This is a genomic window from Gordonia crocea, assembly GCF_009932435.1.
GTDB classification, from domain to species: domain Bacteria; phylum Actinomycetota; class Actinomycetes; order Mycobacteriales; family Mycobacteriaceae; genus Gordonia; species Gordonia crocea.
In genome coordinates, this window is sequence record NZ_BJOU01000001.1 from 856,680 (window position 1) to 878,639 (window position 21,960).

The 21,960-nt window shown below is 68.5% G+C and carries 20 protein-coding genes; 12 read left to right on the forward strand and 8 right to left on the reverse strand.

What is annotated here, in order from left to right:
• The first annotated feature begins 6 nt into the window (after window positions 1-6).
• A complete protein-coding gene (gene purB, locus nbrcactino_RS04085) occupies window positions 7-1,434 on the forward strand; it encodes an adenylosuccinate lyase (protein ID WP_161926201.1) in 1,428 nt (475 codons plus the stop codon).
• A 10-nt stretch (window positions 1,435-1,444) separates the two neighbouring features.
• On the opposite strand, the gene nbrcactino_RS04090 is transcribed toward purB, so the two are convergent.
• Complete coding sequence (locus nbrcactino_RS04090) at window positions 1,445-2,299, reverse strand: CHAD domain-containing protein (protein WP_161926202.1); 855 nt, start codon at window positions 2,297-2,299, stop codon at window positions 1,445-1,447.
• A gap of 87 nt (window positions 2,300-2,386) precedes the next feature.
• On the opposite strand from nbrcactino_RS04090, the gene nbrcactino_RS04095 reads away from it, so the two are divergent.
• From nbrcactino_RS04095 to nbrcactino_RS04105, 3 genes are read left to right on the forward strand one after another with little or no spacing between them, the layout of a single operon-like run.
• Window positions 2,387-3,286 (forward strand): phosphoribosylaminoimidazolesuccinocarboxamide synthase, encoded by a 900-nt coding sequence (locus nbrcactino_RS04095; RefSeq protein ID WP_161926203.1) that lies wholly within the window; start codon window positions 2,387-2,389, stop codon window positions 3,284-3,286.
• Window positions 3,283-5,451 carry a S9 family peptidase gene (locus nbrcactino_RS04100; protein ID WP_161926204.1) on the forward strand — a complete coding sequence of 723 codons (2,169 nt, stop codon included), beginning with the start codon at window positions 3,283-3,285 and terminating at the stop codon, window positions 5,449-5,451. The genes nbrcactino_RS04095 and nbrcactino_RS04100 overlap by 4 nt, the downstream gene beginning before the upstream one ends.
• A complete protein-coding gene (locus nbrcactino_RS04105) occupies window positions 5,438-6,406 on the forward strand; it encodes an NAD(P)H-dependent flavin oxidoreductase (protein ID WP_161926205.1) in 969 nt (322 codons plus the stop codon). The genes nbrcactino_RS04100 and nbrcactino_RS04105 overlap by 14 nt, the downstream gene beginning before the upstream one ends.
• On the opposite strand, the gene nbrcactino_RS04110 is transcribed toward nbrcactino_RS04105, so the two are convergent.
• From nbrcactino_RS04110 to nbrcactino_RS04120, 3 genes are read right to left on the reverse strand one after another with little or no spacing between them, the layout of a single operon-like run.
• Window positions 6,403-7,437, reverse strand: a complete 1,035-nt coding sequence (locus nbrcactino_RS04110; RefSeq protein ID WP_161926206.1) for a fused (3R)-hydroxyacyl-ACP dehydratase subunits HadA/HadB — start codon at window positions 7,435-7,437, stop codon at window positions 6,403-6,405. The two genes, nbrcactino_RS04105 and nbrcactino_RS04110, sit on opposite strands and share 4 nt — an antisense overlap.
• A gap of 39 nt (window positions 7,438-7,476) precedes the next feature.
• Window positions 7,477-9,072, reverse strand: coding sequence for a DHA2 family efflux MFS transporter permease subunit (locus tag nbrcactino_RS04115; protein WP_161926207.1), 1,596 nt, complete (start codon window positions 9,070-9,072; stop codon window positions 7,477-7,479).
• A gap of 4 nt (window positions 9,073-9,076) precedes the next feature.
• Entirely contained in the window at window positions 9,077-9,580 is a 504-nt protein-coding gene (locus nbrcactino_RS04120) for a MarR family transcriptional regulator (RefSeq protein ID WP_228460670.1), read from the reverse strand.
• A gap of 170 nt (window positions 9,581-9,750) precedes the next feature.
• On the opposite strand from nbrcactino_RS04120, the gene nbrcactino_RS04125 reads away from it, so the two are divergent.
• The 4 genes from nbrcactino_RS04125 (at window position 9,751) to nbrcactino_RS04140 (ending at window position 12,506) form a co-directional block, all read left to right on the forward strand.
• Complete coding sequence (locus tag nbrcactino_RS04125; RefSeq protein WP_161926208.1) at window positions 9,751-10,233, forward strand: glutathione peroxidase; 483 nt, start codon at window positions 9,751-9,753, stop codon at window positions 10,231-10,233.
• Between the two features lie 67 nt (window positions 10,234-10,300).
• Window positions 10,301-10,546, forward strand: coding sequence for a phosphoribosylformylglycinamidine synthase subunit PurS (gene purS, locus nbrcactino_RS04130; RefSeq protein WP_161926209.1), 246 nt, complete (start codon window positions 10,301-10,303; stop codon window positions 10,544-10,546).
• Complete coding sequence (gene purQ / locus nbrcactino_RS04135) at window positions 10,546-11,226, forward strand: phosphoribosylformylglycinamidine synthase subunit PurQ (RefSeq protein WP_161926210.1); 681 nt, start codon at window positions 10,546-10,548, stop codon at window positions 11,224-11,226. The genes purS and purQ overlap by 1 nt, the downstream gene beginning before the upstream one ends.
• Window positions 11,227-11,228: 2 nt before the next feature.
• On the forward strand, window positions 11,229-12,506 hold the full coding sequence (locus tag nbrcactino_RS04140; protein WP_161926211.1) for a M18 family aminopeptidase: 1,278 nt from the start codon (window positions 11,229-11,231) through the stop codon (window positions 12,504-12,506).
• 21 nt (window positions 12,507-12,527) lie between these two features.
• Here nbrcactino_RS04140 and nbrcactino_RS04145 read toward each other — a convergent pair whose 3' ends face one another.
• The gene (locus nbrcactino_RS04145) at window positions 12,528-13,472 is read right to left on the reverse strand and encodes an AraC family transcriptional regulator (RefSeq protein ID WP_161926212.1); all 945 of its coding nucleotides are present in this window, start codon (window positions 13,470-13,472) and stop codon (window positions 12,528-12,530) included.
• A gap of 175 nt (window positions 13,473-13,647) precedes the next feature.
• On the opposite strand from nbrcactino_RS04145, the gene nbrcactino_RS04150 reads away from it, so the two are divergent.
• Window positions 13,648-14,121 (forward strand): anthrone oxygenase family protein, encoded by a 474-nt coding sequence (locus tag nbrcactino_RS04150; RefSeq protein ID WP_161926213.1) that lies wholly within the window; start codon window positions 13,648-13,650, stop codon window positions 14,119-14,121.
• 98 nt (window positions 14,122-14,219) lie between these two features.
• Here nbrcactino_RS04150 and nbrcactino_RS04155 read toward each other — a convergent pair whose 3' ends face one another.
• Window positions 14,220-15,521, reverse strand: a complete 1,302-nt coding sequence (locus tag nbrcactino_RS04155; protein WP_161926214.1) for a PQQ-binding-like beta-propeller repeat protein — start codon at window positions 15,519-15,521, stop codon at window positions 14,220-14,222.
• Between the two features lie 84 nt (window positions 15,522-15,605).
• On the opposite strand from nbrcactino_RS04155, the gene nbrcactino_RS04160 reads away from it, so the two are divergent.
• A complete protein-coding gene (locus nbrcactino_RS04160; RefSeq protein ID WP_161926215.1) occupies window positions 15,606-16,202 on the forward strand; it encodes a hypothetical protein in 597 nt (198 codons plus the stop codon).
• 10 nt (window positions 16,203-16,212) lie between these two features.
• Here nbrcactino_RS04160 and nbrcactino_RS04165 read toward each other — a convergent pair whose 3' ends face one another.
• Window positions 16,213-17,118 (reverse strand): DUF1266 domain-containing protein, encoded by a 906-nt coding sequence (locus tag nbrcactino_RS04165; RefSeq protein ID WP_161926216.1) that lies wholly within the window; start codon window positions 17,116-17,118, stop codon window positions 16,213-16,215.
• A gap of 323 nt (window positions 17,119-17,441) precedes the next feature.
• Between nbrcactino_RS04165 and nbrcactino_RS04170 the strand changes: the two genes are divergently transcribed.
• On the forward strand, window positions 17,442-19,988 hold the full coding sequence (locus nbrcactino_RS04170) for an ATP-dependent Clp protease ATP-binding subunit (protein ID WP_161926217.1): 2,547 nt from the start codon (window positions 17,442-17,444) through the stop codon (window positions 19,986-19,988).
• A gap of 203 nt (window positions 19,989-20,191) precedes the next feature.
• Window positions 20,192-21,247 (forward strand): alpha/beta hydrolase, encoded by a 1,056-nt coding sequence (locus nbrcactino_RS04175; protein ID WP_161926218.1) that lies wholly within the window; start codon window positions 20,192-20,194, stop codon window positions 21,245-21,247.
• 5 nt (window positions 21,248-21,252) lie between these two features.
• Here nbrcactino_RS04175 and kstR read toward each other — a convergent pair whose 3' ends face one another.
• Window positions 21,253-21,918, reverse strand: coding sequence for a cholesterol catabolism transcriptional regulator KstR (kstR, locus tag nbrcactino_RS04180; RefSeq protein ID WP_161926219.1), 666 nt, complete (start codon window positions 21,916-21,918; stop codon window positions 21,253-21,255).
• Window positions 21,919-21,960: the final 42 nt, after the last annotated feature.

Consider the following 21,960-nt stretch of genomic DNA (forward strand, 5'->3'; position numbering starts at 1 on the left):
GGCCGCGTGGCCAAACCTCAGATTGCCAATGTCCTTGCCGGTCGCTACGCGTCGGCAGAGCTCGCCGACATCTGGTCCCCGCGCACCAAGATCATCGCCGAGCGACAGCTGTGGATCGCGGTCATGCGGGCACAGAAGGAACTGGGGATCGACATCCCCGACGGGGTGATCGAGGACTACGAGAAGGTCGTCGACCAGGTCGACCTGGACTCGATCGCCGACCGTGAGCGCGTCACCCGGCACGACGTCAAAGCGCGCATCGAGGAGTTCAACGCGCTCGCCGGCCACGAGCACATCCACAAGGGGATGACCAGCCGCGACCTCACCGAGAACGTGGAGCAGCTGCAGATCCTGCAGTCGCTACACCACGTGCACGCGCACGGCGTCGCGATGCTGGCCCGGATCGCCGACCGGGCGGGTCAGTACTCCTCGTTGGTGATGGCCGGACGCAGCCACAACGTCGCCGCCCAGGCGACGACGCTGGGCAAGCGGTTCGCCAGTGCCGCCGACGAGCTGATGATCGCGCTCACCCGCCTCGAGGAACTCATCGCCCGCTACCCGCTGCGCGGCATCAAGGGGCCGATGGGGACCGCCCAGGACATGCTGGACCTGCTCGACGGGGATGCGGCCAAACTGGCGCGCCTCGAGGATCTCGTCGCCACGCATCTCGGCTTCTCGTCGGCGCTGACCTCGGTGGGCCAGATCTACCCCCGATCACTCGACCACGACGTGGTGTCGGCGCTGGTCCAGACCGCGGCCGCCCCGTCGTCGCTGGCCACGACCATCCGGCTGATGGCCGGCCACGAGTTGGTGACCGAGGGGTTCCAGCCCGGCCAGGTCGGGTCGTCGGCGATGCCGCACAAGATGAACACCCGCTCCTGCGAGCGGGTCAACGGGCTCGCCGTCGTGCTGCGCGGCTACGGGTCGATGGCCGCGGAGCTGGCGGGGGCCCAGTGGAACGAGGGCGACGTCTTCTGTTCGGTGGTCCGCCGGGTCGCCCTCCCGGATGCCTTCTTCGCGATCGACGGCCTGATGGAGACGTTCCTGACCGTGCTCGCCGAGTTCGGCGCCTATCCGGCGGTGATCAACAACGAACTCGACCGGTACCTGCCCTTCCTGGCGACGACGAAGGTGCTGATGGCCTCGGTCCGCGCCGGGGTGGGCCGGGAGACCGCACACGAGGCGATCAAGGAGAACGCCGTGGCCGTCGCCCTCGCCATGCGCGAGCAGGGGGCCGCGCCGGATCTGCTCGACCGCCTCGCCGCCGATGAGCGGATCCCCCTCGACCGGGCCGGCCTCGACGCGGCCCTCGCCGACAAGGCCGCCTTCACCGGTGCCGCCCAGGCGCAGGTGGCCGAGGTCCTCGCCGCCGTCGAACAGGTCGTGGCGCGGTATCCGGACGCGGCGGCGTACGCGCCCGCGCCGATTCTGTGATCGGCTCCCGCTAGCCGGAGTACCGGGCGAGCACCTGCGCGGCACCCGCCACCACCAGGTCTTCGCGGCGCAGCGCCTCGTCGAGGGCGGGGCCGGCCTGGGGCGGCGCCGAGCGCCTCACCTCCGCGATGAACTCCCGGGTGAGGACCGCATCCTGTTGCTCGCCCAGTAGGTCCTGCAGCGCGGCGCGGGCGTCGACGAGGGACCGTGCGGAGTCCCCGAGTACCGGCAGCGCGAGTTCGACCGCGTATCGGTGGCGTTTGCCGGCCTTGCGGGCGGAGTGCACGCGCCGCGCCGTGCTGTCGTGTCCCCGTGATGCGGCGCGGACCGCCCGGTCGATGAGCCGCCGCAACTCGGCATCGGCGGCGGCGACGTGGTGCAGCGCCTCGTCGGCGGGAAGGTCGGCGTGGTCGCGCAGCGGGGGATCGTCGCGCCAATCCGCCAGGGTCGACCGCAGCCGGGCATACCGCCGCGAACCCAGCGCGGCCCCCAGGTGCACCCACGCGGCTCGGGAACGCTGCGCGACCACCGACGACAACGCCGCCGACGCGGCTTGGGCCGACGGCCGGTCGGGGGTGGACCGCAGGGCCGCGGTGAGGCGGCGGTGCGCCACGTCGACGTCGCGCGCCTCGCCCAGGGCATTGGCCAGCCACCGGAGTTCGTCGTCGAGACGGCGGCTCGGCCCGCGCCGGTACACCCCGTCGAAGGTGCGCAGGACCGAGCGCAGCCGGCGGATGGCGACGCGGGTGGGGTGCACCGCGTCGAGACTGCCGATGAGGAGCGGGTCCTGCGCGTCAAGGATGACGGCGATCTGTTGGTCGGCGTAATCGCCGACCAGGGTCCCGAGCGTCGCGTGGTTGTCCACGGCTCGAAGATACGGCGCAACGCCGCACCCGGCCACCGGTGCGGGGTCACCCCCGATCGGCGGGCATGCTGCCACTACGCTCGAAGCATGCGTCCTGAACTGGATTCCTACGCCCACGTCGCCTCGGGCAAGGTCCGCGACATCTACCGCATCGACGGTGAAACGCTCCTCATGGTCACCTCCGATCGGATCAGCGCCTACGACTTCGTGCTCGAGACCCCGATCCGCGACAAGGGGCGGGTGCTCACCGCGACCAGCTTCTTCTGGTTCGACCGGCTCGGGGTGCCCAACCACCTGGCCGGCGGGCCGACCGACGAGCGGATCCCGGCGTCGGTGCTCGGCCGGTCGATGGTCGTCCGGGACCTGCCGATGGTCGCGGTGGAATGTGTGGCGCGCGGATATCTGACCGGGTCCGGCTTGATCGATTACCGGGCCACCGGCCAGGTCTGCGGGATCGACCTGCCCGCCGGGCTCGACGAGGCGCACCGGTTGCCCGAACCGATCTTCACCCCGGCGTCGAAGGCCGACATCGGCGATCACGACGAGAACATCAGCTACGAGCAGGTCGTCGCGCTGGTCGGCGCCGACCTCGCGGCGGAACTCAAGGCCGCCACGCTTGATATCTACGGCCGGGGAGCCGCGCTCGCCGCCGACCGCGGCATCATCCTCGCCGACACCAAGTTCGAGTTCGGGCAGGCGCCCGACGGGTCGCTGGTGCTGGCCGACGAGGTGCTGACGCCGGACTCGTCGCGCTACTGGGACGCGTCGACCTACGTCGCCGGGCGTGTACAGCCGTCCTTCGACAAGCAGATCGTCCGCAACTGGTTGACCGGCCCCGACTCGGGGTGGGATCGCCATGGTGAGACCCCGCCGCCGCCGTTGCCCGCCGACGTCGCCGACCGCACTCGGGCCCGCTACATCGAGGCCTACGAGCGGCTGTCGGGTCTGCGTTTCGCCGACTGGCCCGGAGCGGGGGAGAACCGATGAGCGACCACACCACGACCCCGCCGGTGGCCAAGAAGGTTCCGGTGGAACGCACCCACCACGGCGACACCGTCGTCGACCCGTACACCTGGATGGCTGACAAGACCGACCCCGAGGTCATCGCTTTCCTGGAGGGGCAGAACGAATTCGTCGCAGCGGCGACCGCGCAGCTGAAACCGTTGCAGGACACCATCTTCGGTGAGATCAAGGCGCGTACCCAGGAGACCGACATGTCGGTCCCGACGCGTACCGGCGACTACTGGTACTTCAGTCGGACGCAGGAGGGGCAGCAGTACGGCCGGTCGGTGCGCTGCCCGGTCGCCGGCCCCGACGACTGGGACCCGCCGACGATCAACCCGTCGTCGACGCTGCCCGGCGAGCAGGTGGTCCTCGACGCGAATGTCGAGGCGCAAGGGCACGACTTCTTCTCCCTCGGCGGCGTCTCCGTCAGCGAGGACGGCCAGTGGCTGGCGTTCAGCACCGACGTCGTCGGCAACGAGCGGTACACCCTGCGCTTCCGCAACCTGGTCACCGGCGAGGAGCTCGCCGAGACCGTCGAGGACACCGCGGGTGGGGCCATCTGGTCCCGCGACGCACGCTACGTCTTCTACATCACCGTCGACGACGCATGGCGGCCCGACACCGTGTGGCGCCACGAGATCGGCACCGCGCCGAGCGACGACGTGCGGGTCTTCCACGAACCCGACGAGGGGTTCTGGGTGGGGCTGGGCGGCAGCCGCAGCCGCGAGTACCTGTTCGTCGGCGTCGGGTCGAAGACGACGTCGGAGGTCTTCGCCATCCCCACCGCCGATCCGACGGCCGAACCGGTCAGTCTGGCGCCCCGCGTGTCGGGGGTCGAGTACGACGTGGACCACGCGGTCATCGGCGGCACCGGGTACTTCCTGTTCACCCACAACGGTCCCGACCCGGCGAACGGCGGTGAGAAGTGCGAGAACTACGCGGTCGACATCGCGCCGACCGATGATCCGGCCAACCGTACGACGTTCCTCGCGCACGACCCGCAGCGGCGCATCGAGGACGTCGACGCCTTCGCCGACTACCTGGTGCTGAGCTACCGCGCCGACGCGCTGCCGCGCGTGGCGATCGCCGACCTGCGGCGCATCGATGGGATGCCGACCGCCGACGACTTCGTCGAGGTCCGGTTCGACCAGCCGTTGTGCACGGCCGGTGCCGCGGGCAACCCGGAGTGGACGACCCCGCGGTTGCGCATCGTCTACACCAGCTTCATCGAGCCGACCGAACTCCTCGACCTCGACGTGGCGACCGGTGAGCGGACCCTGCTCAAACGGCAGATCGTGCTCGGCGGGTACTCGCCCGACGACTACGAACAATCCCGGGAGTGGGTGATCGCCGCCGACGGGACGCGCATCCCGGTCTCGGTGGTCCGCCGCCGCGGCACCGCGTCCCCCGCGCCGACCCTGCTCTACGGCTACGGCTCGTATGAGCACAGCATTGATCCGCACTTCTCCATCTCGCGCCTGTCGCTGTTGGACCGCGGCGTCGTCTTCGTCGTGGCGCATGTCCGCGGCGGCGGCGAGATGGGGCGCCAGTGGTACGAGAACGGGAAGACGTTGACCAAGCGCAACACCTTCACCGACTTCGTCGACGTCGCGCGCCACCTCATCGACACCGGGGTCACGACGCCGCGCCAGCTCGTGGCCGAGGGCGGTTCGGCCGGCGGGTTGCTCATGGGGGCGGTGGTCAACGCCGCGCCCGAGTTGTTCAACGGGATCGTCGCCGCGGTGCCCTTCGTCGACGCGCTCAATTCGATCCTGGACCCGAGTCTGCCGCTGACCGTCATCGAGTGGGAGGAGTGGGGCAACCCGCTGGCCGACCCCGAGGTCTATGCGTACATGAAGTCGTATTCGCCGTATGAGAACGTCCGCGAGGTGGCGTATCCGGCGATCTTGGCGCTCAACTCGCTCAACGACACCCGGGTGCTGCACACCGAGGCGGCGAAATGGGCTGCGCGCCTGCAGGATCACACCACCGGCGACGCCCCCATCCTGCTGAAGACGGAGATGTCGGCCGGTCACGGCGGAGTCAGCGGGCGCTACAAGCAGTGGGAGGAGACGGCTTTCGAGCTGGCCTGGATCCTGCAACAGACCGGTGCGACCACCACGGAGGGTGACGATGTCCACGCTTGAGGCGATCCTGGCCGACTTGGCGATCCCCGTCGTCGGGGCGCCGATGGCGGGTGCGGCGGGCGGCCGTCTGGCCGCCGCGATCTCCGCCGGCGGTGGGCTCGGCCTGGTCGGCGTGGGCAATGTCGCCACCGTGGACCAGGTGCGAGCCGAAGTGGGCCTCGTTGCGGAATCCGGCGAACGCTTCGGTGTCGGCCTGATGTGCTGGTCGTTGCCGGCCAATCCGGCGCTGTTGGATGCGGCGCTGGAGTCCGGCCCGGCCGTCGTCAGCCTCAGCTTCGGCGACCCGAGGCCGTACCTGCCCGCGGCGCGCGCGGCCGGGGCGGTGGTCGTCGCGCAGGTGGGGACGCGGACCGAGGCGCTCGAGGCGCTCGACGCCGGTGTCGACGGGCTCGTCGTGCGCGGCTCGGAGGGCGGCGGTCACGGGCGCGGGGTCGTCTCGACGCTGCCGCTGTTGCAGCAGGTCTTGGACCTGACCGATCGCCCGGTCCTTGTCGGCGGCGGTGTCGCGACGGCACGCGGGCTGGCCGCCGTGTTGGCCGCGGGGGCGTCGGCGGCCTGGGTCGGCACGCCGTTCGCGGCCAGTGCGGAGAGTCTGTTCCGGCCCGAGCTGAAGGCGGCGGTGATCGGGGCGGACACCGACCAGACCGTGTACACCCGGGCCTTCGACATCGCGCAGCGTTTCGACTGGCCGACGATCTACGGCGGCCGCGCCCTGGTGAACGGCTTCACCGAGCAGTGGGCGCACCGCACCGAGGCACTCGAAGAGGCGGTCACCGACGAGTTGACGGCGACGATGAAGCAGGCCCGCGTCGACGCGGACCTGTCGCTGGCCCCGGTATACGCGGGGGAGTCCGCCGGGCTCGTCGACCGTCCGCGCACCGCGGCGGAGGTCCTCGACGGATTCGCATCGTTCCGCGAGTACCTGCGCGCCGCGCAGCGCTGGCTGGTCGACTAACTGAAGCGGACGTTCAGCGTGGCCATACCGAAGATCTTCTTGCCGGCCGACTTCGCGGTCAGAATGACCACGCCGCTGCGGGTTTCCGGGTCGAGCGACTTGATGCGGCCGCTGAACTCGATGTCGCCGCGGCCGTCGGCCGGAACGATCGCCGGCGAGGACAACCGCACCGCGTAACGGGTCACCGCACCCGGGTCGCCGGTCCACTCGGAGATGAACCCGATGCCCAGACCCATCGTCAACATCCCGTGGGCGATCACGTCGGGCAGGCCGGCCAGCTTGGCGATGCTCTGGTCCCAGTGGATCGGATTGGCGTCACCGGCCACCCCCGCGTAGTTGACCAGGTCGCCCCGGGACAGGTGGGTGTGGTGCACCGGCAACTGGTCGCCGACCGACAGGTCGTCGAAGTTGATACTGGCCGGGGTGCGCGTCGAGCCGAAACCGGCAATCGTGCGCTCACCCTCGTCGCGCACCGTCTTGACGTAGTCGGCGGCGGCATCCTCGACGGACAGGATGTCGACGTCGTGCATCATCACCTTCGCGACCGCCTCGGTGATGGCCGGGTCGACCTCGTCGGCGGTCACGCCGACGACGGTGGTGTGCATCGTGTGGACGGTCTCACCGGTCGCCACGTCGAGGAACGTGTTGGTGATGGTGATCATGTCCTTGCCGGCGATGCGCCGCACCGACGACAGCTCGACGTCGGTGAGGAGCTCGTCGCCGACCGTGATCGGCCGATGCTGCTCGAAGACCTGCTCGGTCTGCACGTAGGTGTCGTATCCGACGACGACCTCTTCGAGGAGCTTGCGGTTCGCCGCCATCGCGCCGATGGCGGTGAACGTCATCGGCGCGATGACGTGGTCGTAACCGAGCTTCTGAGCTGCTTCGCGGTCCCAGTGCGCCGGGTGGTAGTCCTGCACCGCCCGGGCATACTCGCGGACCTTCTCCCGCCCGATTTCATAGGTGTGGTCGGCCTTGTAGTAGTGGCCAACCCGGGCCAGGATTGCAGGCTCGTCGGCTGCCGTCGTCATCGATTCTCCAGTCTTTGGTTCCAGGTGATCCTAGTCCCGTCAGTGCAGGGAGATGTGCGGGGCCTGATCCATGTCCTCTTCGACGAGGGGCGAGTCGATCTTCTTGCGCGGCAGGAAGAAGGCCGGGATCAGGGTGCACACGACGAGGACCGCGGCGACGATGTACGGCGTGTGGAACGCGTTGGCCGCGGCGGCGAACCACGAATCGTCGGGCTGGGTGCCCGGCGGGAAGCCGAACTTCTGAACCAGCAGCGGGAACAGTCGGTCGTCGGGGTTCTTCGTGTTCTGGTCGCGGTGGAACTGGATCGCGAGCTGGCCCTCGGTGGTCTTCGACAGCGAGGTGAACAGCAGCACCGAGATGATCGCGGTACCGATCGACGTCGACGACTGCTGGACGACGTTCATCAGCGTCGAGCCGTCGGGCACCTCGGTGTTGCGCAGGGTGGCCAATGCCGAGGACATGATCGGCATCATCGTCATACCCATGCCCATGCCCTGGATCAGCAGGGCGCCGCCGATGATCCAGTAGGACGTCGTGTGGTCGAACTGGGTCCAGGCGGTGACGCCGAGGCTGATCAGGACCAGGCCGGTGAGTACGAACTTGCCCGGACCCATCTTGTCGGTGAGCCGGCCGGCGACGGGCATGGTGAGGATGGCGCCGATGCCCTGCGGTGCGAGCAGCAGCCCGGCCATCAGCGTCGACTCGCCGCGCACCCCGATGAAGTACTGCGGGTAGAGCAGCGCGCTGCCGAAGAAGGCGATCAGGAAGATCACCATCGTCAGGACCGCGACGGTCAGGGTGCGGTTGCGGAACAGGCGGAGGTCGAGCAGCGGCTTGTCGGTGTGCAGGGCGTGCCAGACGAAGGCGCCCATCATCGCCAGGCCGATCAATGCGGGGGCGAGGACCTTGGTGGTCAGGAAGGTGCCGTGGCTGATCTGCGACTCGCCTGCGCTGGAGACGCCGTAGAGGAACAGGGCGAGGCCGGGGGAGAGCAGCAGCAGGCCGATGAAATCGATCTTCGGCTTCTCGCCGGTCGCGTCGTCCTTGAGCACCAGCCACGCGTAGACGAGGGCGATGATGCCGACCGGAACGTTGATCAGGAAGATCCAGTGCCAAGAGGCGAAACCGATCAGCCAGCCGCCCAGGATGGGGCCGAAGATCGGGCCGAGCAGCATCGGGATGCCGAGCACGGCCATCACGGAGCCGATTCGGGCCGGTCCGGCCGCCTTGGTGAGGATCATCATGCCGACGGGCATGAGCAGGCCGCCGCCGAGGCCCTGGACCGCGCGGAAGGCGATCAGGGAACCGATGTTCCAGGCCAGCGCGCAGAGCACCGATCCGATGAGGAACAGCACGATCGAGGTCAGGTAGACCTTCTTGGTGCCGAAGCGGGTGGCGGCCCAGGAGGCCAGCGGGATCACCGTGGCCAGCGCCAGGGTGTAGGCGGTCATGGACCAGGCGGCACCGGCCTGATCGGTCTTCAGCTCGGTCTGGAAGGTGTCCTGGGCGACGGACACGACGGTGATGTCGAGGATCGACATGATCGAGCCGAGGACGACGACACCGGCGACAGTCAGGACGCGCTTGTCGAGTTTGGTGTCCGGCGCCTTGGCGGAGTCGGGACTCGTGGTCATGAGGTCAGCTTTCTGTGGGAAAGGGTGGGGCGAAGTAGTCGATCTCGCCGTTGAGGATCGGTTCGACGGCGTCGGCGAGGGCGCCGGCGAGGTCATCGGGCAACCGGTGGACCAGGTCGCGCAAGACGTCCTGACGTGCGTCCGCGGCCTGGGTCACGAAGGCATGGCCCGACTCGGTGAGGGAGACCCGCTTGACGCGGCGGTCGGTGGGGTCTTCGCGCCGGTCGGTGAACCCGAGGCCGACGAGCTTGTCGACGACGCGTCCGGCGGCGGCCACGGAAAGATCGACCGCCTCGGCCAGTTCGTGCACCGACAGTGCCGTCCCGCGCGTCCCCAACTCCATGAGGGTCCGGAACTGCGAGAACGTCAGGTCGGCCGCCACGACGTCGGTCATCGCCGACGACTTGGCCGCGCACGCGAGGCGCTCGGCCAGCCCGGACAGGGCCGCGAAGGCCCGGTCCGATGCCGTTGCGGTGTCTGGGGACACCGCCGTTGAGATTGGTTGCACCGAGAAATCGTAATGCCTACGCAACTATTGCCGCCATGCAATTAGTTGTGACTTCCGTCATCCCGTTTCGCCGACTGGGCCCTCGATCCCGCCGACTGGGCCCTCGATCCCGCCGACTGGGCCCTCAAACTCGTCGACTGGGCCCTCGCGCATCTGGGTAGGCTGGCGCCATGGCAAATCTGAAGAGCATCCCCGTCACCGCCCTCGACGGCTCGGCCCTGGACCTCGCGTCGTTCGGCGGCCCACTGCTGGTCGTCAACGTCGCCAGCAAGTGCGGCCTCACCCCGCAGTACGCGAAGCTCGAGGAACTGGCCGAAACGTACGGCCCGCGCGGGCTCACCGTCGTCGGCATGCCGTGCAACCAATTCATGGGCCAAGAGCCGGGGTCGGCCGACGAGATCGCCACCTTCTGCTCGACGACCTACGGCGTCACGTTCCCGCTGCTGGAGAAGGGCGACGTCAACGGCGACGACCGGCACCCCCTCTTCGCCGAGTTGACCCAGACCCCCGACGCCGACGGCGAGGCCGGCGACGTCCAGTGGAACTTCGAGAAGTTCCTCGTCGGATCTGACGGTGAGACGGTTGCCCGATTCCGCCCGCGCACCGAGCCCGACGCCCCCGAAGTGATCAGTGCCATCGAGGCCGCGCTGTAACCTCCCGCCGCACTAGATAGACTCATCGGGTAAGCGTTTGACCCGGCCCGAAGGAGCGCGGAAAGCAATGGCACGTGTGGTGGTTGACGTGATGCCCAAGACGGAAATCCTGGATCCGCAGGGGCAGGCCATCGTCGGCGCCCTCGCGCGCCTCGGATTCGACGGCATCTCCGACGTCCGACAGGGCAAGCGATTCGAACTGGAGGTCGCCGACGGCGTCGACGACCTCACGCTGGAGAAGATCGCCGCAGACGTGCTGGCGAACACCGTCATCGAGGATTACACCGTCACCCGTGTGCAGGTGCAGGCCTGATGAGCGCGCGCATCGGCGTCATCACCTTCCCCGGCACGCTCGACGACGTCGACGCCGCGCGCGCGGTCCGGCTCGCCGGCGCCGAGGCGGTCTCGCTGTGGCACGCCGACACCGATCTCAAGGGCGTCGACGCGGTGGTGGTCCCCGGCGGTTTTTCCTACGGCGACTACATGCGTGCCGGTGCCATCGCCAGCCTCGCCCCGGTCATGACGTCGGTGATCGAGGCGGCACGGACCGGAACCCCGGTGCTCGGGATCTGCAACGGCTTCCAAATCCTGTGCGAGGCCGGACTGCTGCCGGGGGCCTTGACCCGCAACCAGGGACTGCACTTCGTCTGCCGCGACCAGTGGCTGCGCGTTGAGAACACCGACTCGGCGTGGACCTCGCGGTTCGAGCCCGGTGCCGAGATCCTCGTTCCGTTGAAGTCCGGCGAAGGCCGCTACGTCGCGAGCGAGGCGGTCCTGGAGGAGTTGGCCGGGGAGGGGCGGATCGCCTTCACCTACGCCGGCGACAACCCGAACGGATCGATGCGCTCGATCGCCGGTGTGACCAGCGCCGACGGCCGCGTCGTCGGTCTCATGCCGCACCCCGAGCACGCCATTGAGGCGCTCACCGGGCCCAGTGACGATGGGTTGGGCCTGTTCTACTCGGTCCTCGACGCGGTGCTGGCCAAGGCCTGAGCATGGCGGCGCCGACGTCAGCCACTGCGGCCGGACTGGCCACCTTCATCGACGCCTCGCCGTCGCCGTTCCACGTGTGCGCGACGGTGGCAGCAGACTTGGGCGCGGCTGGCTTCGTCGAACTGCGCGAGACCGACGAGTGGCCCGACGCCGTCGGACAGTTCTTTGTCCGCCGCGGCGGGTCGATCATCGCGTGGCGCAGTGGCCACGGGCAGGCCTTCAGCATCGTCGGGGGGCATACCGACAGTCCGAATCTGCGGATCAAGCAGCACGTGGACCGGGTGGCCGCCGGCATCTCCACCGTCGCGCTCGAGCCCTACGGCGGGGCGTGGCTGAACTCCTGGCTCGACCGCGATCTGGGCCTGTCCGGCCGGGTGTCGGTGCTCGACGGGGAGGCGGTGGTCGAGCGGCTGGTGAAGGTCGACGAGCCGGTTTTGCGCGTGCCGCAACTCGCGATCCACTTGTCCGAGGACCGCAAAGGGGTCACCCCCGACCCGCAACGCCACCTCGATGCGATCTGGTCGACGGACCCGGACAGCCCCGGACTGGTGGCGTGGATTGCCGAGCGGCTCGGCGTGGGACCCGCCGACCTGCTCGGGTGGGAACTCATGGTCCACGACGTCGAGCCGAGCCGGATCGTCGGAGCCGAGCAGGATTTGCTCAGCGCGCCCCGGCTCGACAACCAGGCCACCTGCTATGCCGGGCTGCGGGCCCTGCTCGACGTCGGTGGGAAGCTCGACCTTCCGCCGTCGACCCAGATGTTGGCCTTGTTCGACCATGAGGAGGTCGGCAGCGGATCGCAGCGCGGCGCCGCGTCGGACTTCCTGGCCACCGTGTGCGAGCGCATCGTGCTCAGCCGTGGCGGGGATCGCGAAGAACTCTCGCGGGCGATGGCGTCGAGCGTGTGCGTGTCCGGCGACATGGCCCACGCCACCCATCCGAACTACGCCGACCGCCACGAACCCGGCCACCAGATCAGGTTGGGCGCCGGACCGGTGCTCAAAGTCAACCAGAATCTGCGCTACGCCTCCGACGCCCACGGTGCGGGCGTGTTCGAGCGGGCGTGTCGTCGTGCCGGGGTGCCGCTGCAGCGCTATGTGCACCGTGCCGACCTGCCCTGCGGTTCGACGATCGGCCCGATCACCGCGACCCGGACCGGCCTCGTCACCGTCGACGTCGGGGCACCGCAGCTGGCGATGCACAGCGCGCGCGAGGTGATGGCGGTGGCGGACGTGCCGATGTACGCCGCGGCGCTGGCCGGCTTTTACGAACTCGGCTGACCGGCTCCGCCCGGTCCTGGCCTACCCGGTTTGGGTGCTGGTTGCGGCCCATTGCGAGGGGCTGACGCCGTACTCGCGTTTGAACGCGGCACTCAGGGCGAAGGGCGTCGCATATCCGATCCGCTCGGCGATGACGCCCAGGGTGTCGGGGTTGTCTTGGGCGAGGTGGTCGGCGGCCAAGGCGAGCCGCCAGGATGTCAGGTGTTTCATCGGAGAAGTCCCGACGAGGTCGGTGAATCGTCGGGCCAGAGTCGCCCGGGACACCCCGACCTCGGTGGCGAGTGATTCGACGGTCCATCGTCGATCGGCGTTGTTGTGCATCAGGCGCAGGGCTCGTCCCACGGTGGGGTCGCGATAGGCGCGGAACCAAGCCGCGCCACCGTGCTCGTCGTCGAAGGTGCGGCGCAACGCGCTGATCAAGATCAGGTCGAGGTATCGGTTGAGGACGGCGTCCTGTCCGGGGGCTTCACGGGTGATCTCCGCTTCCATGAGGGCGCGCAGCGGGTCGTCGCTCATCGACACCACGGAGAGTCGCGGAAGAGCGTCGAGCAGTGTGCGGTTCACCTCGCCGGCGCGATAGACGCCGATGAGCATGGCCGCCGTGGCCTCGTCGGGAGCGCTGTTTCCCCACGACCGCAGACCTACCGACATGTGCTCGGCCATGCTGTGTCGACCGTCGAGGTCGACACAGTCGCCACTCTCGTCGATGCGTGCGATGGGCGCGTGCGTCCCACCGTCGGATACCAGGTAGGACTCGCTGCCGCGGAACAAGGCGACTTCCCCGGTGGTCACGGTCGACCGGGTGCCGTCGTCGTAGTCCACCGACACCGCTCCGCGGGTGACGACGAGGACGGTGAGGGGCGAGCGGTCGTCGACGCGAAGCGCCCACGGGGACGCGAACACCAGGCGCAGGACGAGCGGGTCCCGAGCGCGGGGTCCGTTGAGGAGGCTGCCGAGTGCATCCATGTTCGCCACCTCGAGTCAGTGAGGGTAAGAGTCAGTGGAAGTACGAGCAAATGAGAGTAATGGGTATGGAAATAAGACTCTAGACCATTCAAACACTATTCATTGTGGTGTGGAGTGGAGTCATGGATCAAGACGAATTGGTAGCTGTTTCGACGACGCGAATCGGTGGTGCGCGATGAGCGGCGTGCGCGACGCGGTGGTCGTCGCCGCAATCCTGACGGCGGGGCTGGTCGCCGGTTTGTTCGCGGCATTCGCCTATTCGGTCATGCCCGGGCTCGACCGCGCCACACCGTCGGCCGCGATCGAGGTCATGCAGCGGATCAACGCCGCGATCCTCAACCCCGTGTTCGGCCTTGTTTTCGGCGGCGGATTGGTTCTTGCGGCGCTGGCCGCCGTTCTGGCGTGGGGCGGCAGCCTGCGGTGGTGGGCGCTGGCGGCCTTCGGCTGCTACGTCGCGGGCGTACTGATCACCATGCTGTTCAACGTGCCGCTCAATGTCCGACTCGATGCCGTGGGGGATGCCTCCGGCACGCAAGCCGCGGCGGCCTGGGCCGACTTCAGTGGCGCGTGGGTGCGGTGGAATCTGGCGCGGGCCGGCATCCACCTGCTCGGATTTGCGCTCCTCACCGCGGGCTTGGTCACCCGGTAGGGCCCAGTCGACGAAGATCAGGGCCCACTCGACGAAGATCAGGGCCCACTCGACGGGATCGAGGGCCCAGTCGGCGAAGATCAGGGCCCAGTCGGCGGTTAGCGGAGCAGGGAGATCGTCGCGCCCTGGCGGAGCACGATGAAGCCGTCCACGTTCTGGGCGCTGCCGCTCGCCGGGAACTCCCAGCGGATCGAACCGGACTTCGCGTCGAACGCGGTGACCTGGTTGTCGTTCGCCAACACCAGGGTGTCGCCGAAGGAACCGACGCAGCGCAACTCGGCGATGGCGGTGTCGGGGCGTTGCCGGTCGGGAGCGGAGAGGCGTCCGACGACGGTCCCCTTGCCGTCGAGGCGCATCACGTTGCGTGACCCGTCTTTGCGGGCGAATGCCACGAGTCGGCCGCACGCCATCGGTTTGGCCTTCGACAACGCGTCGTCGCTGACCGCCCACAGCGCTTTGGGCTTGGCCGGGTCGCGGACCTCGAACTGCCCGTGCGTCTGGTTCAGCGTGGCCGAGCCGGTGCCGCGCAGAACGGGCAGCACCGCGGGCCCCGTCGCGACCTCCATGCTGCGCGACACGTGCGTGGGCTTGGCGGAGAGCTTGCCGCCGGTGAAACCGTAGAAATCGATCACTGCACTGTCGCCGGCGTGGCTCACGGCCAAACCGGTCGGGAACACCGTGACGGTGCACGGGCCACAGCTGAGCCTGGTCTTCCCCGTCTCCGGGTCGAGGAGGCTGTGGCTGGCGTCGGCCAGCTTGATGTCGACGAGGTCGGCTTCGGGAATGTAGGTGGGCGTCGCGGAGTCGGCGAACGTCCGGCTCCACCGAGTGGCGCCGTCGGGGCTGGTCGAGGTGACGCGATAGCCCACCTGGTCGACCCGGATGAAGTTGCGGCCCACCCCGAGGACCCGCCCGGTGTCCTCCAGCGGTTGGGCGGGATCCAGTGCGCCCGAACCGGCGTCGACGCGGTAGAAGCCGTCGGGGACATTGCCCACCTTGATCGCACAGCCGATGTGGCCTTCGGCGTCGAAGGCGCAACTACCCAGGCCGGCGACGACCGGGTGGTCCCACCGCGACGTCCCGTCGTGACGGTTCACCGCGAGAAAGGCCCGCCCGATGCCCGACGGATAGGCTAGTAGCCAGGTACTCCCGTGCGTGTCGGCCACCGTGACCGATCCGCCGGATCCGCTGAACCCGGGCAGATCGTCGATCCCGCGGGTCCACACCGCCTCCGGTGTGTCGGCGTAGGAGCGGAGCTGGCCGTATCCGTGTCCGCCACCGTGGGGCGCGTCGGAGGGCTGCGCCAGCACCACCGCCAACGATCCGATCATCGCGCCGCAGATCAGCATGACGACGGTGCCGATCCCAAAAGGAATTCGACGACGGAGATCGGAGAGCATGCCTACCAGTCAACCACGGCCCAGGTCGGGCGTTGGGATGCCTTCGTCCTGTGTCGATCGCGGCTTTCGGCTAAGTTTGACGCCGTGACGACAGCGCAACCCAAGTCCTATGGCCTGCCCACCCGTGAGCGCGCGGATATTGCCGCGGCCATGTACTGGGTGGACCAGGAATCGGTGAATGCCCCCATCCTCATCGGGGCGCTGCGATCCGACGAACTGCTGCTGAACGCCGTCTCCGGCTGGTTCAAGGGCGAGTGGGCCCTATTGGCGGTCACCAGCGAGCGGGTTCTGCTCGCCTGCGCGGGAAACACGGAGAAGTCGACGCCGGGCTATGTCTACGAGATGCCGCTGCAGGCGGTCACCGGGATCGCCGACGGGGATGTCGAGGACGGCTACCGGATCGCCCAGCTGCAGGACTACGAGTCGTGGACCAAGATCTTCGTCAACGGGCTGACGCCGGTGTACGTCAGCGACCAGCGCGTCTACTGGGTCATCGCCGAGATGATGAACGAGAAGTCCGCCGAGTTGGAGAAGGCCGCCGACGGCGGGATCCTCGACGAATTCACCCGATACCGGGCCATCCGCGAGGCACAGCGCGCCGGCGGGTTGGACAGCGATACGGCGACCGCTGCCATCGCGCGGATGTTCGGGGTGGAGCCGCCCGAACGCGACGCCTACTGACGGGCGTCGGCTACATCCCCAGTTCGCCCGGCTGCGGACCGCTGGGGGCTTCAGTGGTGGTTTCCGACGACGTCGTGTCCGACGTTTCCGGCTGCGGCGCCATTTTCACCATGGAGACACCGCCGCCGGTGTGGCCCAGACGGTAGCGGCACCACGGGCTGTCCGAGCGCATGAGCAGGCCGTGCACCCGCTCGCCGGCCGTCTTGGCCGCCGCGCTCGCGTTGTTCATCTCGTGCAGGGCCATCCAATAGGTGCGGCCGATCACCAGGCCGTGGGCGAATTGCCGCCAGTTGGCGTAGTAGCTGCGCGCCGAGGCCGCCGCGGAGAGCAGCATCGGCCAGCACTCGTCGGTGGACAGGTAGCCGGCGGTGCGCGACATCCGGACCACGTAGCCCACCCGCCCGAGGTCCCACGACCGGATGTGTGTGGGGAAGTAGGAATCGGCGATGACCGGGCGCAGCACCGACATGGTGCGCACGTTCATGAGTGCGTCGTAGTCGGCGACGGTCGCCGACGGGCCGCGGAACTGGGTGCGCGCGGCCAAGAACTCCCGGTGGGCGTCGGGATCGTGTCCGGCGGACTTCTTCACGACGGCGTTCACCAGCGGGGCCACGATCTCAAAGGCGCTGCTGTGCATGCCGTCGAGGAGGCGTCCGACGGTCATCCGGGCGCTGACCGCGTCGGTCACGCCCCAGGCGGTGGCGAGGGCATCGCGCGCCTGCGCGTCGCCGAGCTCGACGTCGAGGCTGTCGCACCACATCTCGTTGACCCCCCACAGGAAGGCGCCGACGTTGAGCGCATCCTGCTGTTCGGCGGTCACGGTGTCGCCGCCCTTCCAGCGGAATGCGCGCGCCGACTCCGAGGAACTGCTGACCGGGAACGGCTGGGTCGGGGGGATCTGGGGCGATACAGACATGGTTGAGAGGGTAGCGAAAACGGTGCGACTTGGCGTTATGGACGTCGTCTGGATGACCAGCTTGTTCGCTGGTGGCGTAGCGGCGGGCGCGGGGTAGTCGGGAACATTGGCGTGAATGTCGGTGTTGACCAGCGTGAAGCACTCACAAACGGATGCGGCGCCGACCGGCGAGGACGACCGGACGGCCCCCTGGTCGCATAACGATTGCGAGTGCGGGTCCAAACACCACTAGAGTGGAAGCAAGCAGGTTAATCGGGGCACGGCGAGTGCCGCACGCGCAGCGGGGCGCAGGTTGACCGAGTGGAGCCACGTAAGGGAGAACGATGTTCGAACGGTTCACCGACCGCGCGCGCCGGGTTGTCGTCCTGGCGCAAGAAGAGGCGCGGATGCTCAATCACAACTACATCGGCACCGAGCACATCCTGCTGGGCCTCATCCACGAGGGTGAGGGCGTGGCGGCGAAGGCGCTCGAGTCGCTGGGGATCTCGCTGGAGGCGGTGCGCACCCAGGTCGAGGAGATCATCGGCCAGGGCCAGCAAGCGCCGGCCGGCCACATCCCGTTCACGCCGCGCGCCAAGAAGGTGCTGGAGCTCTCGCTGCGCGAGGCCCTGCAGCTCGGCCACAACTACATCGGCACCGAGCACATCCTGCTCGGCCTCATCCGCGAGGGCGAGGGCGTGGCCGCTCAGGTGCTGGTCAAGCTCGGCGCCGACCTGAACAAGGTCCGCCAGCAGGTCATCCAGCTCCTGTCGGGCTACCAGGGCAAGGAGCCCCAGGAAGCCGGTTCGGGTGGGCGCAGCAGCGAGGCGGGGACCCCGTCGACGTCGCTGGTGCTCGACCAGTTCGGCCGCAACCTGACCGCGGCGGCGGGCGAGGGCAAACTCGACCCGGTCATCGGCCGCGAGAAGGAAATCGAGCGGGTCATGCAGGTCCTGAGCCGCCGCACCAAGAACAACCCGGTGCTGATCGGCGAACCCGGCGTCGGCAAGACCGCCGTCGTCGAAGGTTTGGCGCAGGCGATCGTCAACGGCGAGGTGCCCGAGACGCTCAAGGACAAGCAGCTCTACACCCTCGACCTCGGGTCGCTGGTGGCCGGCAGCCGCTACCGCGGTGACTTCGAAGAGCGCCTGAAGAAGGTGCTCAAAGAGATCAACACCCGCGGTGACATCATCCTGTTCATCGACGAGCTGCACACGCTCGTCGGGGCCGGTGCCGCCGAGGGAGCCATTGACGCCGCCTCGATTCTGAAGCCGAAACTCGCCCGCGGCGAGCTGCAGACGATCGGCGCGACGACGCTCGACGAGTACCGCAAGTACATCGAGAAGGATGCCGCGCTCGAGCGCCGCTTCCAGCCGGTCCAGGTCGGGGAGCCGTCGGTGGAGCACACCATCGAGATCCTCAAGGGCCTGCGCGACCGGTACGAGGCGCACCACCGCGTCTCCATCACCGATGGCGCGCTGGCCGCGGCCGCGACGCTGGCCGATCGCTACATCAACGACCGGTTCCTGCCGGACAAGGCGATCGACCTCATCGACGAGGCGGGCGCGCGTATGCGCATCCGCCGGATGACCGCACCGCCAGACCTGCGCGAGTTCGACGAGCGCATCGCCGAGGCCCGCAAGGAGAAGGAATCGGCGATCGACGCCCAGGACTTCGAGAAGGCGGCCAACCTGCGCGACAAGGAGAAGCAGCTCGTCGCGCAGCGCGCCGAGCGCGAGAAGCAGTGGCGCAGCGGTGACATGGACGTCGTGGCCGAGGTCGACGACGAGCAGATCGCCGAGGTGCTGGGCAACTGGACCGGTATCCCGGTGTTCAAGCTCACCGAGGAGGAGACCACCCGTCTGCTCCGGATGGAGGAGGAGCTGCACAAGCGGATCATCGGCCAGGAGGACGCGGTCAAGGCGGTCTCCAAGGCGATCCGCCGCACCCGCGCCGGTCTGAAGGACCCGAAGCGCCCGTCCGGCTCGTTCATCTTCGCCGGCCCGTCCGGCGTCGGTAAGACCGAGCTGTCCAAGGCGCTGGCGAATTTCCTGTTCGGCGAGGACGATGCGCTCATCCAGATCGACATGGGCGAGTTCCACGACCGCTTCACCGCGTCGCGGCTGTTCGGTGCCCCTCCCGGGTACGTCGGCTACGAAGAGGGCGGCCAGTTGACCGAGAAGGTCCGGCGCAAGCCGTTCTCGGTCGTGCTGTTCGACGAGATCGAGAAGGCCCACCCGGAGATCTACAACTCGCTGTTGCAGGTCCTCGAGGACGGTCGCCTGACCGACGGTCAGGGTCGCACGGTCGACTTCAAGAACACCGTGCTGATCTTCACGTCGAACCTGGGCACCTCCGACATCTCGAAGGCCGTCGGCATGGGCTTCGCCAAGTCCAACGACGACGATTCGCAGTACGACCGGATGAAGCAGAAGGTCAACGACGAGCTGAAGAAGCACTTCCGCCCGGAGTTCCTGAACCGCATCGACGACGTCATCGTGTTCCACCAGCTGACGTCGGAGCAGATCGTGGAGATGGTCGACCTGATGATCGGTCGCGTCGAAAAGCAGCTGAAGGGCAAGGACATCGACCTGGAGCTGACCGAGAAGGCCAAGCAGTTGCTGGCCAAGCGCGGGTTCGACCCGGTGCTGGGCGCCCGCCCGCTGCGCCGGACGATCCAGCGCGAGATCGAGGACCAGCTTTCGGAGAAGATCCTGTTCAACGAGGTCGAGCCCGGCCAGATCGTCGTCGTGGACGTCGAGGGCTGGGACGGCGAGGGCGACGGCGACGGTGCGAAGTTCACCTTCACCGGTTCTCCCAAGCCGCGTGCGGTGCCCGACGCCCCGACCGAGCTGACCGAGGTCGGCGACGCCACCGGCGACGCCGGCTGAGCGAGTAGCAAACGGCTCCGGCCCGGCATCCTGACGAAGGATGCCGGGCCGGAGCTTTTGGCGGGTCGGGTGATCGAACCGCGGACGCCGTCACAAACCGGTTGCGAACCAGCAACGACGACGGTCTCGGCTGGAAGACCATGGCGGCCGACCGTACCCTTGAGCTGTTACCAGTGTGACTAGTGGGACTGAAGGGGTTTGCGATGGGTATCCGACGCGGTCCGCGACGACGGGTGTTGGGCAAGCCGGCGGTGATCGCCGCCGGGTTCGCCGCCGCCGGCGTCGCGGTGGCGCTCGCCCTGCCGCAGATCGTCACCCCGGGGCTGGCGATCAAGTCCGTCGCCAAGACCTCCAAGATCGACGCCGTGGTCAACGGGACGCCCCGCAAGGTCACGGTGGTCGTCTACTCGGCGTCGATGGACCGCCAGATCCCCGTCACCGTGCTCAAACCGCGCGACGACTCCAAGCCCCGTCCGGTGCTGTACCTCCTCAACGGTGCCGGTGGCGGCGAGGACGCGGCGTCGTGGGCGGAGAAGACGGACTACGAGGAATTCTTCGCCAACAAGAACGCGTACGTCGTGACCCCGATCGGCGGGGCCTTCTCGTACTACACCGACTGGCAGCGCGTCGACCCGGTCCTCGGCCGGAACAAGTGGCAGACCTTCCTCACCAAGGAGCTGCCGCCGCTGCTCGACAAGCAGTTCAAGACGTCCAAGGCCAACGCCGTTGCGGGTATCTCGATGGCCGGCACGTCGGTGCTCAATCTGGCGATCTCCGCACCCAAGATGTATCGCGCGGTGGCGGCGTACAGCGGATGCGCCCGGACCTCGGACCCGCTGGGCCAGGCCTACATCCGGATGGTGGTCGCCGACCGCGGTCGCGGCAACGTCATCAACATGTGGGGCCCGATCGGCGGTCCGGGGTGGATGGCCAACGACCCGTATCAGAACGCCCCGCGCCTGCGCGGCACCAAAGTCTACATGACGACCGGGACCGGGCTGCCCGGCCGCAACGACACGATGGGCGCCAAGCTCGTGAACAACGATCCGATCGCCCTGGCCAACCAGGTCGTCGTGGGCGGCCTGATTGAGAGCGCGGTCAACCTCTGCACCCAGCAGATGGCGCAGCGGCTGCAGCAGTTGCACATCCCGGCCAAGGTCATCACCCGGCCGACCGGCACCCACTCGTGGGGCTACTGGCAGGAAGACCTCAAGCGCACCTGGCCGATGATCGCCCGCGACCTGGGGATCAAGCCGTAAGCGGGTTAGTTCTCGCGGCCCTTGAGCAGCAGGCGGACGGTCAGTTCCATCCGGTTGGTGACGTCGGTGGCCGACGCGCGGCGGGTCAGCCACTGCACCAGGTTCGACATCCACACATCGGCGATGACGCGGGCGATGGCGAAGTCTTCCTCGCCGGGCTCTCGTTCCACCCCGACGATCGCGCCGGCGAAAAGCCGGTCGATCGTGCTGGCCACGTTGTCGACCTCGGCGGTGGCGGAGGCGTCGGCGAACATGAACGCGCGGGTCATCGCCTCGGTCAGCAGCGGGTCGCGCTGCATGGCGATGGTGATCATGTCCAGCACGGTGCGCAGGCGTTCGACGCCGGTCGCGCCGGCCAACTGGGAGCGGTCCACGCGGGCCTCCACCCGTTCGAACTCGCGGGCCAGCGCGGTCACCAGCAGGTGGACCTTCGACGGGAAGTAGCGGTACAGGGTGCCGACGGCGACGTCGGCCTTCTCGGCGACGGTGCGCATCTGCACCGCGTCGTAGCCGCCCTTGGAGGCCAGCGCCAGGGTCGCGTCGAGGATGCGGCGGCGCCGTTCGCGCTGGGCGGTCGAGCCGCCGGTCGCGCCGGACGAGTTGTTCTCGGCTACATCGGGCGCGGCCTCACGCTCGTCGGCATCAGCCTTGGCTGTCACGGTTCGCGCCATAGTCTCGTCGGTCCTTTCGGTTGCGGCTATCAGTTTACGAGG

Coding starts and splice junctions, on each gene's coding strand:
- nbrcactino_RS04175 (WP_161926218.1), top strand. CDS start 20,192: ATGGGTATCCGACGCGGTCCGCGACGACGGGTGTTGGGCAAGCCGGCG.
- nbrcactino_RS04155 (WP_161926214.1), bottom strand. CDS start 15,521: ATGCTCTCCGATCTCCGTCGTCGAATTCCTTTTGGGATCGGCACCGTC.
- nbrcactino_RS04170 (WP_161926217.1), top strand. CDS start 17,442: ATGTTCGAACGGTTCACCGACCGCGCGCGCCGGGTTGTCGTCCTGGCG.
- purQ (WP_161926210.1), top strand. CDS start 10,546: ATGAGCGCGCGCATCGGCGTCATCACCTTCCCCGGCACGCTCGACGAC.
- nbrcactino_RS04100 (WP_161926204.1), top strand. CDS start 3,283: ATGAGCGACCACACCACGACCCCGCCGGTGGCCAAGAAGGTTCCGGTG.
- nbrcactino_RS04165 (WP_161926216.1), bottom strand. CDS start 17,118: ATGTCTGTATCGCCCCAGATCCCCCCGACCCAGCCGTTCCCGGTCAGC.
- nbrcactino_RS04110 (WP_161926206.1), bottom strand. CDS start 7,437: ATGACGACGGCAGCCGACGAGCCTGCAATCCTGGCCCGGGTTGGCCAC.
- nbrcactino_RS04095 (WP_161926203.1), top strand. CDS start 2,387: ATGCGTCCTGAACTGGATTCCTACGCCCACGTCGCCTCGGGCAAGGTC.
- nbrcactino_RS04115 (WP_161926207.1), bottom strand. CDS start 9,072: ATGACCACGAGTCCCGACTCCGCCAAGGCGCCGGACACCAAACTCGAC.
- nbrcactino_RS04140 (WP_161926211.1), top strand. CDS start 11,229: ATGGCGGCGCCGACGTCAGCCACTGCGGCCGGACTGGCCACCTTCATC.
- nbrcactino_RS04125 (WP_161926208.1), top strand. CDS start 9,751: ATGGCAAATCTGAAGAGCATCCCCGTCACCGCCCTCGACGGCTCGGCC.
- nbrcactino_RS04145 (WP_161926212.1), bottom strand. CDS start 13,472: ATGGATGCACTCGGCAGCCTCCTCAACGGACCCCGCGCTCGGGACCCG.
- kstR (WP_161926219.1), bottom strand. CDS start 21,918: ATGGCGCGAACCGTGACAGCCAAGGCTGATGCCGACGAGCGTGAGGCC.
- nbrcactino_RS04105 (WP_161926205.1), top strand. CDS start 5,438: ATGTCCACGCTTGAGGCGATCCTGGCCGACTTGGCGATCCCCGTCGTC.
- nbrcactino_RS04150 (WP_161926213.1), top strand. CDS start 13,648: ATGAGCGGCGTGCGCGACGCGGTGGTCGTCGCCGCAATCCTGACGGCG.
- purS (WP_161926209.1), top strand. CDS start 10,301: ATGGCACGTGTGGTGGTTGACGTGATGCCCAAGACGGAAATCCTGGAT.